Annotated in this window: 13 protein-coding genes; 12 read left to right on the top strand and 1 reads right to left on the bottom strand. The window is 51.5% G+C overall.

Annotated features, from left to right (window positions below; genetic code table 11):
• The first annotated feature begins 16 nt into the window (after positions 1–16).
• The 6 genes from BUB60_RS13630 to BUB60_RS13605 all read left to right on the top strand — a co-directional run bounded on the left by BUB60_RS13630 (position 17) and on the right by BUB60_RS13605 (position 6,625).
• Entirely contained in the window at positions 17–952 is a 936-nt protein-coding gene (locus BUB60_RS13630) for an isocitrate lyase/PEP mutase family protein (protein WP_073080059.1), read from the top strand.
• 55 nt (positions 953–1,007) lie between these two features.
• Positions 1,008–2,627, top strand: coding sequence for an ABC transporter substrate-binding protein (locus BUB60_RS13625; protein ID WP_073080056.1), 1,620 nt, complete (start codon positions 1,008–1,010; stop codon positions 2,625–2,627).
• 121 nt (positions 2,628–2,748) lie between these two features.
• Positions 2,749–3,699, top strand: a complete 951-nt coding sequence (locus BUB60_RS13620) for an ABC transporter permease (protein ID WP_073080054.1) — start codon at positions 2,749–2,751, stop codon at positions 3,697–3,699.
• Positions 3,700–3,705: 6 nt separating this feature from the next.
• Complete coding sequence (locus BUB60_RS13615; protein ID WP_084726494.1) at positions 3,706–4,626, top strand: ABC transporter permease; 921 nt, start codon at positions 3,706–3,708, stop codon at positions 4,624–4,626.
• Positions 4,626–5,633, top strand: a complete 1,008-nt coding sequence (locus tag BUB60_RS13610; RefSeq protein WP_073080051.1) for an ABC transporter ATP-binding protein — start codon at positions 4,626–4,628, stop codon at positions 5,631–5,633. The genes BUB60_RS13615 and BUB60_RS13610 overlap by 1 nt, the downstream gene beginning before the upstream one ends.
• A complete protein-coding gene (locus BUB60_RS13605; protein ID WP_073080049.1) occupies positions 5,630–6,625 on the top strand; it encodes an ABC transporter ATP-binding protein in 996 nt (331 codons plus the stop codon). The genes BUB60_RS13610 and BUB60_RS13605 overlap by 4 nt, the downstream gene beginning before the upstream one ends.
• A gap of 344 nt (positions 6,626–6,969) precedes the next feature.
• On the opposite strand, the gene BUB60_RS13600 is transcribed toward BUB60_RS13605, so the two are convergent.
• A complete protein-coding gene (locus BUB60_RS13600; protein ID WP_073080046.1) occupies positions 6,970–7,770 on the bottom strand; it encodes an SDR family NAD(P)-dependent oxidoreductase in 801 nt (266 codons plus the stop codon).
• Positions 7,771–8,005: 235 nt separating this feature from the next.
• Between BUB60_RS13600 and BUB60_RS13595 the strand changes: the two genes are divergently transcribed.
• From BUB60_RS13595 to BUB60_RS13570, 6 genes are all read left to right on the top strand, one after another.
• The gene (locus tag BUB60_RS13595) at positions 8,006–9,583 is read left to right on the top strand and encodes a helix-turn-helix domain-containing protein (protein ID WP_073080044.1); all 1,578 of its coding nucleotides are present in this window, start codon (positions 8,006–8,008) and stop codon (positions 9,581–9,583) included.
• 322 nt (positions 9,584–9,905) lie between these two features.
• Positions 9,906–10,688 (top strand): SDR family oxidoreductase, encoded by a 783-nt coding sequence (locus BUB60_RS13590; protein ID WP_073080041.1) that lies wholly within the window; start codon positions 9,906–9,908, stop codon positions 10,686–10,688.
• A gap of 54 nt (positions 10,689–10,742) precedes the next feature.
• Positions 10,743–12,281: a sugar ABC transporter ATP-binding protein gene (locus BUB60_RS13585; RefSeq protein ID WP_073080038.1), complete on the top strand. Its 1,539-nt coding sequence runs from the start codon at positions 10,743–10,745 to the stop codon at positions 12,279–12,281.
• The gene (locus BUB60_RS13580; RefSeq protein ID WP_073080036.1) at positions 12,265–13,302 is read left to right on the top strand and encodes an ABC transporter permease; all 1,038 of its coding nucleotides are present in this window, start codon (positions 12,265–12,267) and stop codon (positions 13,300–13,302) included. Before BUB60_RS13585 ends, BUB60_RS13580 begins: the two co-directional genes overlap by 17 nt.
• Positions 13,303–13,357: 55 nt before the next feature.
• Complete coding sequence (locus tag BUB60_RS13575; protein WP_073080033.1) at positions 13,358–14,734, top strand: sugar ABC transporter substrate-binding protein; 1,377 nt, start codon at positions 13,358–13,360, stop codon at positions 14,732–14,734.
• Between the two features lie 360 nt (positions 14,735–15,094).
• Complete coding sequence (locus BUB60_RS13570; protein ID WP_084726492.1) at positions 15,095–16,123, top strand: zinc-dependent alcohol dehydrogenase; 1,029 nt, start codon at positions 15,095–15,097, stop codon at positions 16,121–16,123.
• Positions 16,124–16,176: the final 53 nt, after the last annotated feature.

Raw genomic sequence — 16,176 nt, 5'->3', positions numbered from 1 at the left:
TTAAGGAGGAGTTAAGGTGAAGGACGCCAGCAAAAGGGTAACATTGAGGGAACTCGTAGCAAAAGAACAAGTCTTTGCCCCCTGTATCTGGGATTGCTTTTCAGCGCAAGCCGCCGAGCTCAACGGATTTGAGGCGACGCTCCTGTCGGGTGGCGCGCTGTCGGGCTGTGTGGCCGGTATGCCGGATATCGGGCTGATCACGGCCGACGACCTTGTGCGCCAAACGGAATTCATCACGCAGTTTTCGCCGCTGCCCTGCATCATCGACGCCGACGACGGGTATGGCGAGACGCCGCTTCACGCCTATCGGACGACAAAACGATTGGCGCATGCCGGCGCGATGGCTCTGACAGTCGACGACACGACAGGTCTTCGCGGGTACAACAGGTGGGGAAAAGAGCTGCGCTCTGGTATGAAGGACGGCACTATGAAGCATCCCGTTATCACGAGAGATAACTGGCTGGCCAAGATGAAGGCCTCGCTGGAGGCCTGTGAAAGGACGGATTGTCTGCTGATTGCCCGGACAGAGTGCAAGCTGCAATACGGGCTGGACGAGGCGATCGAACGCTGCCTGAGAGCTATTGAGCTCGGCGCCGAAATGACGCTGATTATTGGACTGATGAATCTGGAGGAGGCCGAGTATGTCTCGAAGCATGTGCCCGGCTGGAAGATGTGGCCGGACGTCATGTCGCGCAACGGAGTGCCGGATGTCCGCATCGAAGATCTGGAGCCGTTGGGCTTTAACCTGGTGACAATGCACATTTATGAGAAGGCGGCCATGTGCGGGATGCTCGATTTCGGCAAGCATGTCATCAGGGACAGAAACACGGTTTATCACGATTCGCATGATATGGGCCTGACGCCGGAGGAGGCAAAGGCCTTTATGGGGCCGTCGCACGACGCCCACTGGTTTGAGAAGGAGGCAAGGTTTTACGATTTGACGAAGTCCTGAGCAAGCTTCTACAGGGATCCTGCGATGCTTAATAATGACGGAAAGGAAATGACGAATGAAAAAGTTTATCGCAACACTTCTCGTTCTGGCCACTGTGATTTCTCTTGCGGCGTGCGGAGGCAGCACAAAAAATACCACGACGAGCGCATCGCCTGAATCCAGCAATACAGCCGCAATGACTGAAGCATCTGCTCCCGCAACCTTGACGCCGACCGCCGGCGGTATCCTGGAAATCGGAGGATCTGCGATACTGCCTACGGACGTGACGTGGTTCAAGGTCCGCGGAATCATGGAAGTGGCTTTCGCAGGGCTTTGGGGGTATGAGACACTGATGCGGTACTCCGCAACAGGCACGCCGGAGTGCTTCCTGCTGGATTCGATCACGCCGGATGCCGGGGCCCTGACATGGACAATGAAAGTCAAGGACGGCATTACATTCTCCGACGGCAGCAAGCTCACGGCGGAGGTCGTCGCCTGGAACCTGAACTACTATAAGGAAAACGGCATTCTGGCATCATCGTTTTTCTCCAACTTCGTCAACGCCGAAGCGACGGACAGCAAGACTGTTGTCTGCCATTTCTCCTCCTGGGAAATTCTGTTTGACTATTATCTCTGCCGCACAGTCCTGATTGCCTCCAAGGAGGCCTTTGACAAGGGCGGCGCCGACGGACTCGTTGCCAATCCTATCGGGACCGGGCCATTCGTCCTGAAGAACATGACACCCGATGTCGATATGACTATGGACAAAAACCCGAGCTACTGGCAGGGACAGGTCCTGCTGGACGGCGTGCATTACACGTATTACGCCGATGAGCTTGTCGCAATGGAGGCGCTTAAGGCCGGCGAGATTACCGCCGCCATGTCCGATTCCTATTCATCAATCGATTCGTTGATGAAAGAAACCATCAGCCTGACGAAAACGCAGACGGCACTGCCCAGCTATGCCTATACAATGTGCTTTAAGTCGAACGACCAGAACGATCCCTGCTCCAACCTCGATGTTCGCAAGGCGATCAGCTACGCCATCGATACCCAGGCCCTCGTCGACACGCTGACATACGGCTATGGGGTAAAGACCACGCAATGGTGCATGTCCAATAACGAATATTACAGTCCGGATGTGACGGGACAGCCATACAATCTGGAGACGGCCAAAAAGCTGCTTGCCGACGCCGGCTATACGGATGGCTTCAGCACAAAGCTTTGGTACTTGAACATCCCGCAGATGAGCGATACGGCTGCCGCCGTTGCTGAAATGCTGAGCAAGATCGGCATTACCGCCGACCTCAATCCGATCGATGCCGCGTCCTATGTCAACTACATCGGCGGCTGGGATTCCGGTATACTCATCCACACAATGGGCATGGAGGGCGGCGCCGCCTCCCAGTATGCGACAACGTTTGTCAACGACATTTCCTTCGGCCTCGGCATGAACGCCTTTGCCATCCCGGACAGTCTCGACGCACTTGTCAAGCAGGCAAAATCCGCAGCCTCAAGCGATGAGGCCGTCAAGCTGTTCAAGAAGGTGGCGTATGACGTTTTCGAGGATCAGTGCCTTGTCAAGGTCCTGTACTGCACGACCTCTTACAGCTTTGTCAGCGATAAGGTACACGATGCGGATTACTGCACCGTGCAGAACAGAAGGTGCGATCTCTGGAAAGCCTGGGTCGGGTAAAGCACTGAATTGAGTTCATAGCCGACATCAACGGTATGAACAGGTACGCGAGGGGGTCCGCGCCGATCGGGGCCGGTCGGCGCGGAGTCTGCTCGATTCATTTGCATTAGGAGGTGTATGCGTGAGCGCATATATCGTCAAGCGTATCTTAATTTCCATATTTGTTGTGTTTGCCGTCTCGATCTTTTCGTTCATGATCCTGCAGATCATGCCGGGAGATCCGGCCAGGCTTGCCCTCGGATACGAAGCGTCGGAGGAAGATGTGCAGACGCTTCGTGAAAAAATGAATCTTGATAAGCCGGTCGTGACGCAATACATCTTGTGGGTCAAGGGCGTTGCCAGGGGGGATTTCGGGCAATCGGTTATTTATAAGCAGCCGATTGATAAAATGATGGCCGAACGCGTTCCCAGAACTCTGACGCTCGGAATTCCGGCGCTGTTCATCGCCGCGCCGCTGGGTATCGTGGTCGGTGTGATATCGGCCGTCCGGCGCGGTAAACCGCTCGATCAGATACTGACGTTCCTGACGACGGTGTCGATGGGCATGCCCGTTTTCTGGACGGGAATACTCAGCGTCTTCATTTTTTCCGTGGAACTGAAAATTCTTCCCCTGCAGGGATATGTGAGCCCGTCTCAGGACTTCGGGCAATACGTCTACAAGGCGATCTTGCCGGTATTCTGCATGGCGCTTCCGATGATCGCGGGGATCGCCCGCCAAACAAGAACAAATATGCTGGATTCCATCAATCAGGACCATATCAGAACCGCCCGCGCCAACGGTCTGCCGGAGCGAAGCATCATCTTCAGGCATGCGCTGAAAAATGCCATGATTCCTATTATTACGGTAATCGGCATGCAGGTGCGCGTCGTGATCGGCGGATCGCTTCTTGTTGAGAAGGTTTTTAATGTGGCCGGACTCGGTACTATTCTGACATCTTCCATCAATACGCGCGATTATATCGTCGTTATGGTCGGCGTTCTGATCATCTCCCTCATTACCGTGGCGGTGAACCTTGTCGTCGATATTCTGTACGGCGTCATCGATCCGCGGATCCGTCTTTCACGGAGGTAGAACACTATGGATAATGAAATTCGCGAAATCAGCTGTATCACGGACGAAGAGACCAGGCTGAAAGCGAAAAAGCGGCGAAAACAGAATATCAGATATTTCTTTACCGTTTTATTCGGTCGCGGCATCCTGGCGAAAATCTCCTTCGTCCTGGTCTGCATTTTTATCCTGGTTGCCGTTTTCTGCCCTCTTTTGACCTCCTATACGCCGTTCCAGCAGGAGCTCTCCAATGCGTTGAAGGGCGCTTCCCCGCAGCACCTTCTGGGGACCGATAATCTTGGACGGGACCTGTTCACGCGCATTGTCTACGGCGCCAGGTTTTCCTTGAGCATCGGCCTGCTGTCCAGCGTTTGGGCGCTGGTAATCGGTGTCGCGCTCGGTCTGGCGGCCGGATATTTCGGCGGCATCTTCGGAGGCCTCGTCATGCGCCTGATGGACGCACAGCTCTCAATACCGCCGCTGATCCTCGCCCTGTGCCTCGCCGCTGTTTTCGGGGGGGCGGTCTTCTCGATCAGCCTCATCATCGGGATATCCGCCGTTCCGGGTTATGTCAGGGTTATTTACGGCCAGGTTCTATCTCTTCGGGAATACGACTATGTCGAGGCGGCGCGATTAATCGGCCAGGGCAATTTTAAAATACTTTTCAAGCACCTGCTGCCGAACTGCTTCCCCACGATCATTGTGATGTTCACGATGGGTGTCGGCACGGCGATTATGATTGAGTCGGGTCTGGCGTATCTGGGCATCGGCATAAAGGCACCTACGCCATCCTGGGGCGTTATGATCTTTGAAGGCTATAAGTATATCTTCAGTTCGCCCCATCTGGCCTTATGGCCCGGCATTATGCTTATGCTCCTGATTATCTCCCTCAGCGTTGTCGGAGACGGTCTGCGTGACGCGCTCGATCCGAAATTAAGAGGTAAACTGTGATGGGGAATAAACTGCTCGAGGTCAAAAATTTAAAAACGACATTTTTCACTGTCAACGGCGAAATTAAAGCCGTTGACGGTATATCATATTATGTCGATGAAGGGGAGGTCGTGGCGCTTGTCGGTGAATCCGGCTGCGGGAAAAGCGTCTCTCAGCTGTCCGTGATGCAGCTTGTCCAGTCCCCTCCGGGAAAAATCGTGGGTGGGGAGATCGTGTTTCAAGGACAGGATCTCCTGCAATGCGGCGCACAATCAAAGGAGATGCGGGAAATCCGCGGCGCGCGGATCGGCATGATCTTTCAGGAGCCGATGACGTCGCTTGACCCCGTTCAAACCGTTGGCAGCCAGCTTGCCGAGGTCATACGCCGGCATAAAAAAGTCAGTAAAAAACAAGCCTGGGAAATCGGTGTCAAAACGCTTGAAGCCGTTTCGATTCCCGACGCCCGGGTCAGAATGAAAAACTATCCGTTTGAGTTGAGCGGTGGAATGCGGCAAAGGATTATGATCGCGATCACGTTGGCCTGCCAGTCACAGCTCATCATCACCGACGAGCCGACAACGGCGCTTGATGTCACAATCCAGGCGCAGATCATGGAGCTTTTGATGAGGCTCGTCAGGGAGAATAAAACGTCGCTTGTCGTCGTGACGCATAATTTAGGCCTTGTAACGAGGCATGCCGACCGGATTTACGTCATGTACGCCGGGAAAATTGTGGAATCCGGCGTCACGGAGGATATCATCACGAAACCGAGGCATCCATACACCATCGGCCTTCTGAATTCGGTGCCGAAGCTGCGGAGAGATTGCTCGGAGGATCTGAATCCTATAGAAGGCGCGCCTCCGGATCTTGCCAATCTTCCGAACGAATGTTATTTTCTGCCGCGATGCCCGTATGGGAAGCAGGCCTGCAAGGGAAAGAAATATCCCGATTTGAGACAGGTCGATGGCCAAGAACATTTCATCGCATGCTTTATGGATATAGGGAATGATGAAGGGTGCACGATATGAACGAGAAAAAACCGTTGCTTCAGGTCGAGGGACTGAAAATGTACTTCCCGCTGAAGAAGGGCCTGCTGTCACGAACGTACTGCCATGTCAAAGCGGTCGACGACGTCAGCTTCGAGGTCCGCGAGGGCGAGACCTTCGGCATTGTCGGTGAAAGCGGCTGCGGGAAGACGACAACCGGGAAATGCATCTTAAGGATTCATGATCCGACGGACGGAAAGATCATCTATAACGGCAGAGATATCTCCAAGCTGCCGAAATCAAAGTTCAAAGAAAACAGGCGGGAGCTTCAGCTGATCTTTCAGGACCCGTATGAATCGCTCGACCCACGGCAGTCCGTCTGCTCTATCCTGGAAGAAGCGATCGTCTGCGACAGGAAATTCCACACAAAAGAAGAGATCAAAAAACGCATGCGCGAGCTTCTAAGCCTTGTCGAGCTGCATCAGGATATCGCGCTGCGGTATCCGCACGAGCTTTCCGGCGGGCAGCGCCAGCGGCTGGGCGTTGCCAGGGCCCTGGCCTGCAATCCGAAGCTGATCGTCTGTGATGAGCCCGTATCGGCGCTGGACGTGTCGATTCAGGCGCAGATTATCAATCTTTTCCGGCGGCTCCAGGAGGAGCTTGGTCTGACTTACATCTTCGTCGCGCACGACCTGGCCGTTGTCCGTCACATCGCGGGAAGAATCGGCGTAATGTACCTGGGCCGGATGGTCGAAATCCTGGATTCCGACGACCTCTTTGAAAATTCGCGGCATCCTTACACGAAAGCGCTGCTTTCGGCGGTGCCGACAACAGACTACTATAGGGAAAAGCGGCGTGAAAGGATCGTGCTGGAGGGAGAAGTCCCGAGTCCGATCAACGCGCCGCCGGGCTGCCCGTTTCATCCCAGATGCCGGTATGCGACCGATATATGCAGGACAACGATGCCTGAGCTTCTTGACCGGGGGCGCAATCATCTGGTCGCCTGTTATCACGACGGCCCTTGTGAATCGTAGATATTAATTACGATAAAGTGCTCACATAGGAATAAAGTTATGCTTGCCGCAGAACGATGACAACCTAGTTGCCGAATGATTATTCCTGTGACCTCCACCCCGTTTTGACGTACACGCCGCCAAAAATGTCGGCTTACATCGAGTTCCGCCGTGCGCGGCGGAAGTTCTGCGAAGCTTTTATCTCGAAAATAAGCTTGGCTACAGTCTGAAAGACACTATTCGATAGTGTCTTTTATATTTATTAATGTAATTTACATCGAGCACATCATCTAACTAATAGACGAATCGTAAGGGGTTTCCATATAACGGGCTACCAGTGCTTCGTCATTTTTACGGGCACGCAATCATTCCCAGTTGAAATAAGCTGCATTGGTTGCTAAGTGACCTCCGTCAACCGGAAGAGCAACTCCGGTAATATGGGAAGATTCCTCAGCTGCAAGGAATGCCGCAACGGAAGCGATCTCCTCAGGCAACGCCAGACGCCGCATTGGATTTTGCGTTCTATTAAGTTTGGCGTAAGCTTCGGGATCGTTACGTACCCGACCATTAACGCTTTCCCACATGGGAGTGGCGACTTGACCTGGACAGATTGCATTGGCTCGGATGCCTTTATCGGCATAATCGCAAACAATCGATTTCGCCAAGCCGATAATTGCATGTTTTGAGCACACATAGTCAGACGCGGACGGAGTGCCGATAAGACCACCGACAGAGGAGGTGAAAATGATTGAACTTGGCTCATCGTTTTTCAGCATCTGTTGGATTTCGTATTTGGCGCAATAAAAGGAGCCAAATAGATTGATACGTACCACACGCTCCCAAGCTTTGCAATCGACCTCTCCGACGGGGGCTCTGGTCATCATAACCCCTGCATTGTTCATGGCAAAGTTGAGTTTGCCGTATTCTGCAATAGTGTTTTCCATTGCCATTTTGACGCTTTCCTCGTCACTTATGTCGACGTTCAGACAAATAACCTTTGCTTCAGAGTTTTCTGCCGCTATTAAAGCCTTAGTCTCGGAGAGCTGACTGTCGGAAATGTCGAGGAGGGCCAACTTTGCCCCCTCTCTGGCGAAGCGTATAGAACAGGCTCTGCCGATCCCCGTGCCAGCGCCTGTAACGATTCCTACCTTATCCTTTAAAAGCATGGGACTCTCTCCTTGCCGGTATATTCCATGAAGGGAATAATACCTGTTGATAATTTGAATATTTGACTGTAATATCAAAGTAATGGTAATTTATCAAAAAGATAAATCAATGTAAATAAAAACGAATTGTAAGATTAATAATACCCACATTATTTACAAAATCCTTCACAAACGACGAATTAGCCCACATTAAAATATAAGCTGAACGATATTTTTTGGAGGGGGAGACTTTGCAATGCCACATAATATCACGATCTTTGCAGATGACGATATTATTGATGCTTTGGAACACTTCCTGAAAGCTTTCTACCCTTCTTTCAGGATCGGACATAAGGCAAGTTCATATCAGGACTGTCTGGAACCGTCCATCCAAAACAAAGCCGACATATTCATTCTGCAGGCCAAATCTCCTGTCACGCATGTCGATGATTTGCTTTTTGCATTACAATGCGCTGGTTTTTCTCCTGTGTACGTTTTGTTCCAGGTATTTGCCCCCGGGAAAATCCGCTATGCGACAACAACATTTACAAACCCTCTTGCCATAAAGGTTAATGAAATTTTCAACAATGCAGTCAAGGGCATATTCATGTGCGAGCACCTCAGTTTCCGCACGACGCTCTTAAATGATGATGTTTGCTCCAGCGCCGAGTCCTCGGCGCGGCACGAAAGCCTCCTGGAGATTCTCAGAGGCTGCAACCAGCAGGAATTTTTATTTTACCGGGAGAAATACGGACTGAATCTAAAGGGCAACGGGTATTATCTGTTTTTCTGGGAGCTGATGGGTGTCGAATTCACCGATCATGAATCCAATAAGTTTATATATAATTTTTCGGGAGAAATGCTCCTGAGGGAATGTTACGATATCATCAACCAGTATAACGGAGGCGAAGTGTTTTATAGCACGCCCAATCTCCTGTGTATCATTTTAAACGACCTTGATATAAGGAGCGAAGCGGGGAAAAGAGTCAAGTTCGAAGAGATGGTCCGCAAGCTGGCGTTTTGTACCGGCAATAAGGTCGCATGCCGGTATTTAAGCGCCCGTGTTGACGACATCAAAAGTTTACGGTATGCCTACCAGAAATATCATTCAGAAAAGTCCCTCTCCTTTTTCCTCAGGGATATGAGCGTCATTCGACCGGCGCTGATTGAAGAACAAAAGAGATATACGGATGTAAAGACCATCAACACGCTGCTCCATGAAATAACGGATTATTTATGCTATGACTTGTTGAATCCATCGCTGGAGGCCGAACTGTATATGCTTTATTTTGATATACTTAAGCCTGCCATGAGTTTTACCCTTTATTATTCCAGTATAGCCGCCGTCTACAATGCCATGGCCGAGGTCCAGTACTCATTTGACGATATCATGCCGGTCGTGAATAATAGCCCGAATCTTCTGCAGTTTTCCTCTATCGAAGAACAGTATGATATTCTCCTGGAACGGATCCAGGAATTACGCTCCACAAGGATGCGACGGATGAGCAGCGCCGTCGTGCTGAAAGCCATGAATTATATATCTGAGCATTACGCGCAGGATATTTCAATCATGGATGTCTCAAAAGCACTTTTTGTCAGTAATGGCCATTTGAGTCAGGTTTTTAAACGTGAAATGGGCATGAGCGTCATTAAGTACTTAATCAACTACCGTATTGAGCAGGCAAAAAAATTTCTAAGGGAAACGGAAGAATTTATTTATACGATTTCAGAAAATATTGGGTATCATGACTTCAGGCATTTTTCCCGGACATTCAAGGAGATCACAGGTCTCTCTCCCACAGAGTACAGAAAGCAGTATCGCTTGAATTCATGATGCTTGCAAAGAAAACAAGAAGCTGACCGATATATTACAGGGATACGTTTAAAAAGATATACTGCCTCCGTCAATTATGCGCAAGACGCCATAGCCTTCAATCGGCCATGGCGTTTTGTATTTTATTCGCAGGCTATGAACTTGGCGGCTCTCCGATTACTTACGAAAAAACTCTCATATATTTATGCAAATACCACATATACAACTTTTAAAACCTCAAAATTTTAAACACTTTTTCAATTTACACACACACTGCGCTCCGGCTGTTGATGTAAAGTTAAATAAAAGCAATTCAAAATAAATTCATCGAACTGGGGTAAATATGAGTAATATGGAGAGTTTTTCCTTAGAATCATTCAGCCTGCGCGACAAGGTCGCTATTGTGACAGGTGCAAATCAGGGACTGGGAATGGCATTTGCAGCGGCTTTGGCCAAGGCGGGTGCCGATTTGTTCGTACCTCATTTGACAGACGACGTATCCGAAGTAAAAGAACTGGTCGAGCGCGAAGGCCGGCGTGTGTTTTTTTCCCAGGGCGATCTCACGGATGCCGCCTATCTTGACAAGATCATGCCGGAGTGCCTCCGTGTTTTTGGTAAGGCCGATATTCTTGTCAATAATGCCGGTGCGCACGCATTTGCGGAATTCGAGAGCTTTAGGGACGAGGACTGGAAAAAGGTTATAGATGTCAGCCTCAACGCATGTTATTACCTCGGTCATCGGGCGGCGCTGCAGATGATAAAACAAGGTGGAGGCAAGATCATCAATATCGGGTCAACGCTATCCTTCACAGCCGACAGGATGTGCCCGCCCTATGTGGCCGCCAAGCACGCCATTACCGGCTTAACGCGCAGCTTTGCCAACGAACTGGGCCAGTACAATATTCAGACAAATGGTATCGCGCCAGGCTTTTTTGCCACTGAGGTCAATGCCGAGCTCCGCAAGGATCCGGCTTTTTATGACCGGATCACCAAACGCATACCAGCGGGAAGGTGGGGTAATCCATGTGATCTTATGGGGCTCGTTGTGTTTTTTGCATCCCACGCTTCCGACTATATCAACGGCTGGATGCTTGGTGTCGACGGAGGATTTTTGACAACGCTGTAGTCTTTATTCCGTCATAGTAGTTCCTTAATTTGTTTCGAGAGGTGTGAGAAGTCAATGGCGGAAGATCAGGCGGCAAAAAAATCGTTCGACATTGAATACAGGGTGGAAATGCATCATATCTGTAAGAGCTTTGAAGGTGTCAAGGCGCTCCGGGATATGCAGCTGCAGATACGGCCTGGTGAGATACACGCACTGGTGGGCGAAAACGGCGCCGGGAAATCCACGCTGATCCGCGTCCTTTCCGGAGTTCACATGCCGGACAGCGGCGAGGTGAAAATCAACGGAAAAAAAGTGCATCTGCATGACCCGAAGGACGGCATCCTGGCCGGCATATCCGTTATTTACCAGGAGTTTGCTCTTGTGCAGCATCTTTCAGTGATGGAGAACATTCTTCTGGACGAATTTAGGGACAGGAAATTTGTCAACTGGAAGGAAATGCGTCAGAAAGCAAAGGAATTCCTTGAAGAGATCGGATTCGGCAACATCGACGTCAATGCCCGGGTGAGCGACTTGTCGGTCGCTTATCAGCAAGTTGTTGAGATGTGCAAGGCGCTGACGCGAAAGGCCTCCATCCTGGTCCTTGACGAACCCACGGCTGTCATGACAAACAGGGAAGTGGAGCAGCTTTTTAAGCTGCTATTAAAACTGAAGGAAAAGGGCGTCTCCATCATCTATGTCTCGCACAGGCTTGAGGAGATATTCCAGATCTGCGACAGAATCACCGTGCTGAAGGACGGCCAGTATGTAACCACGGTGGAGACGTCATCCATTGACAAGAATCAGCTGGTAGCGCTGATGATCGGGCGTGACCTGAGCAGCTTCTTCCCCGCGCGCGATTGTGAGATCGGCGATGTCGTTCTCACGGCAGAGCATATCAAGGCCGGACGGGCTGTGCAGGATATTTCTTTTGACGTCCGCGAGGGCGAGATTCTCGGCCTCAGCGGGCTGGTGGGCGCAGGGCGTACCGAATGCATACGGGCCATCCTTGGCGTCGATAAGCTGGAGTATGGCACGGTGACGCTCCATGGGAAAAAGATCCGGCTTGGCTCCACAAAGGAGGCCTACGAGCACGGCGTCGGCTTTTTGCCCGAGGACAGGAAGAACCAGGGCGTATTGTTAAGGAGGCCTATCTTCCAGAATATTACGCTTTCATGCCAGAAGGCAATAACCAGGTTCGGCTGGATACGCAAGAAGAAGGAACAGCCGATCGTAGAGAAATATATCAGGGAACTGGCCGTCAAGTTGGCGTCACCGTCGAATAACGTTGAGAGCCTTTCCGGCGGCAACCAGCAGAAGGTGGCAATCGCCAAGATGCTGGCCGCCAACTCCAAGGTGCTGTTCCTGGACGAACCGACCCGCGGCGTGGATGTCGGTGCGAAGATTGAGATATTCAAGATCATTAACGAGCTGGTATCGCAGAAATACGCCGTCGTCATGGTATCGTCGGAAATGACGGAAATCATCGGCATGTGCGATCGCGCGGTTGTGATCAAGGAAGGTCGAAGTGTCGGAGAGCTCCAAAAGGATGAGCTGACAGAGCTCAACATCATTCAATATGCTATGGGGGTCAGGGTCAATGATACTGAAGAATAGGGAAAAAGCCGCAGCAGACAGCAGAAGCACCGTCGGCGTGCAGAAGATGTCGCTCAGTACGTTTCTTATACGCTATAACGCCATCATCATCCTTGTAATATTGATCATCGCCGCGTCTGGTCTCTCTCCCTTGTTTATCTCCAAAACGAATGTTTTCACGCTGCTTCGGCAGCAGGTCCCGTATCTGATCATCGCCATGGGTATGCTGATGGTCATCGTCACTGGCGGCATTGACCTGTCGGTGAGCTCCGTTGCAGCGGTGAGCAGCATTATGGTGGCGTATTCTATGACGAAATGGGGCCTGTCGGGCGGCGGCTGGAGCACATGGGGCGCCATCGTCATCGGCGTGGGTGTCGGCGCGCTGTTCGGTGCGCTGAACGGTTTGCTGATCGCCCGGCTACGTATGCCGTCCTTCATCGTGACGCTGGCGATGATGTACGCCGGCGAGGGTATTGCCTATATCATCACGAAGGGCAACACGCTGATGCTCAACAACAAAACCGGAGGCTATGCGGACCTGGTGGGATTCTCCACGGCAACGACAATTTTTGGAATTCCCGTCGCCGTTATTTTCGCGCTTGTGGTTGTGATCATCTTCTTTTTAGTGATGAAATACACAACCTTTGGCCGGATGGTATATGCCATCGGCTCGAACGAATCAGCCGTACAGTTGGCCGGCATCAATTCGAAGAAGCACCTGTTCTTTGTGTATCTTCTATCCGGCATCCTTTGCGGGATCGCCGGCGTGATCATCACGGCGCGGTCGGGCAATTCCTCGGCGCTGACGGCAAGCGTTGACTACAACATGTCGACGATCGCGGGCGTCGTCATCGGCGGCGCGAGTCTGATGGGCGGCGAGGGCACGGTGGTCATGACGGTAATCGGCGTCTTCATCATTGCCGTCATCGGAAACATCATGAACCTCATCAACCTGGCGTCTTACCCGCAGATGGTTGTCAAGGCTGGTGTCATCATCCTGGCCGTATTGCTCAAGAGCCTAAGCAGCAAGAAACACGGATAAAAATAAAAGGAGGCCACTTCTTCAGAATTTGAACAAATAACAGGAGGAAAGCACGATGAAAAAATGTAGAAAGCTCATGGCATTGGTCCTGGCTGTACTTATGCTCGTCGCCGTATTCGCGAGCTGTGCGGGTACAAGCAACACCACCTCCCCCAGCGCCTCGACATCCGCAACCCCCTCCTCCGCCGCCCCCGCGTCCGGCGAAACACCTTCAGCATCAACCTCGTCTAACGGCAACGGTGCCGAAGCGCTTGACAAATTGATGTCCCTGGAGGACAAGCTGCCTCTCGGCGGTATACAGGCCAGCCATCTGGACAGCCGGGCCAGTGTCGACAAGGCTCTTCCTTTTAAAGCGCATAATAACCCCATCACCATCGGATGGTGCAGCGCCACACAAAGTGCCACTTTCTTCACGGAGATGGTCACGTCGGCCAAAGCAGCCGCCGATAAATACGGCTATAAGCTGAACTACCAGGTCGCGGATTTTGACGTCAACAAGCAAATGACCCAGATTGAAAACTTCCTGACTCAGAATGTGGATTTCCTGGTGATCAATGCGGTTGATATTGACGCCACCTCGAGCTATTATCAGCAGGCTGTCGATAAGGGCATTCCTGTCATTGTTGTAGGACCCACAGGGGGCAAGCCCGAATATCCGATCATCACCACCGTCGTATCAGCCAGCTTTGAGTGCGGCTATGTGGTCGGCGAGTACACCGCCGAAAAGCTGTATGACCAGTTCAAAAATACCCCGATTAAGATCGGCGCATTGGTCAGCCGCGCCGGCGACGCCGACTCCAACAGCCGTTGCTGCGGTTTAATCAGCGGGTACCTGCACAAGTTCGCCGAGCTTTCCGGCAAACCCTATCCTTCCAAGTGGGATGCCGTTCTGGACGGTTATGACTTTTGGACCGAATGCCGTGACAGCGGTTCAGGAACTTTTGAAAACATCATTAATTTTGTGGGCTACGGCTCCGCCGGCTCCACGGAGAGCAATGCCGGGCAACCCTTTGCCGCCGACCTGCTTACCGCCCATCCTGATATGAACCTCTTTTTTGTCGAAACAGCGACTCTTCAGCCTGGCGTTATGGCGGAGATCGCACAACACGGACTGACGGCGGGCGAAGACATTTATGTGGCGTGCGGAGCCGACGGTGAGGACTGGACCTTAGATGAGATCAACAAGGGCACAATCCTTTGCACCGGAACAAATGCGCCCTATTATACCGGCGAAGGCGTCGTTGACCTTATTCATAAGATTGTTGACGAAGGTTTTGATGCCAACAACCTTCCTGCCACATCCTACACGCCGACCTATGTTATCAGCGTGGACAACATTAAACAGTATTATGATCCCAACAGGCTTTTTGCCCCCATGCTCCCATGGGATATACAGACCATCGATCAATATAACGCCGCTAACGGCGGCTGAGCAAAACGCTCAGGCGATCAGGAGAAGCACCGCTTGCCGTCAAACCGCCTGCCGTCAATGATACGCATTTAATATGAAAGGCGGTATGTTCATCCTTTATCAGGAGGACATACCGCTTTTTCATCCGGCGGAGTCAACCGTCCGAGGCCCGGGTATATTTACGTTTTGAATCAAATTTTCAAACACTTTTAAGATTTACGCGCACACAGTTTTCTCCCGGCTGATGTAGACTTAAATAAGAGGTGCTGATTCCGTCCGCGCTGAAAAGGGCAAGTTCATAGACAGCTTGCATAGGAATGGAGCTGTCCTGATGCATTTTTACATTTTAAATAATCAAGAATCAAAGCGGGGTGCTGAATTTTGAAAGGCGTTGTCTATGTAGACCGGGGCAGGGTCGAAGTGCGGGAGCTGCCCATACCTATTACGGGGGAGGATGAGGTCCTGGTCAAAATCGAATACTGTGCGCTGTGTGCGACTGATGTCCATGTCGTCAGTCACGGTTTATTCGGTATTAAGCCGCCTATGGTTATGGGTCACGAAGCTACCGGCACGGTGGTCGAAGTGGGGGCAAATGTGAAGGCCAAGGGGTACTTCCAGCTCGGAGACCGGGTTTCCGCTTGTCCGGCGCAGTATTGCGGCAAATGCAGCCATTGTAAAAAGGGGCTTATCATGTATTGCGAGGAGTCCGGCTTTGAACCGGAGAAAAAGCCGATGGATGCAATGGTCGAATACCGTACCTATCCTCCCGAGCAGCTTTTTAAGCTGCCGGACAATGTCCCCTTCGAGTATGCCGCGCTGGTTGAACCCATTTCCACTGCCAGCCGGGGAATCGCACTTGCCGCTATGCCGATGGGCAGCACGGTTTGTGTCTCCGGCGTAGGCGCCATAGGTCTCATTATGCTGAACCTCATTAAATACCGCGGCGGTACACGATTGACTGTCATCGATCCCGTGCCCGAAAAGCGGCTGATGGCGCTGGAGCTGGGCGCGCAATATGTCATCGACCCAACGAGCCGGGACGTGGAGGCAGAGTGCGAAAAAATTACTGGCGGCATGGGTTTTGATTTCGTATTCGAGATGTCCGGTTCGCCCAAGGCAGCGCCGCTCTGCCCAAAAATCATAGGTAAATGCGGATGTATCATATACTTTGGCGTATATCCCATGGATTATGAGCTGCCGCTCAACCTCTTTGACATGTTCGGCAAGGAGGCGCGTCTCCAGTTTGTGTTTACGGACCCATATCTGTTTCCAAAGAGCGTGGATCTGCTCAGCCGTTTGGATATGAACAAATTGATCGGTCCCATTTACGAGATGAAAGACGCTCAGCAGGCTTTCGATGATTTCCAGACCGGGAAATATCCCAAATTGCTGATCAAATGTACGCAATAAAACAAATGAACACAAATATAAGCCGTAAACGCCTGTGACAGGCGCATGATATG

Source organism: Sporobacter termitidis DSM 10068 (genome assembly GCF_900130065.1).
Classification (GTDB): Bacteria; Bacillota; Clostridia; order Oscillospirales; family Oscillospiraceae; genus Sporobacter; species Sporobacter termitidis.
The sequence above is the reverse complement of the archived record's forward strand: the minus strand, read 5'-3'. Positions and strand labels throughout refer to the sequence as shown.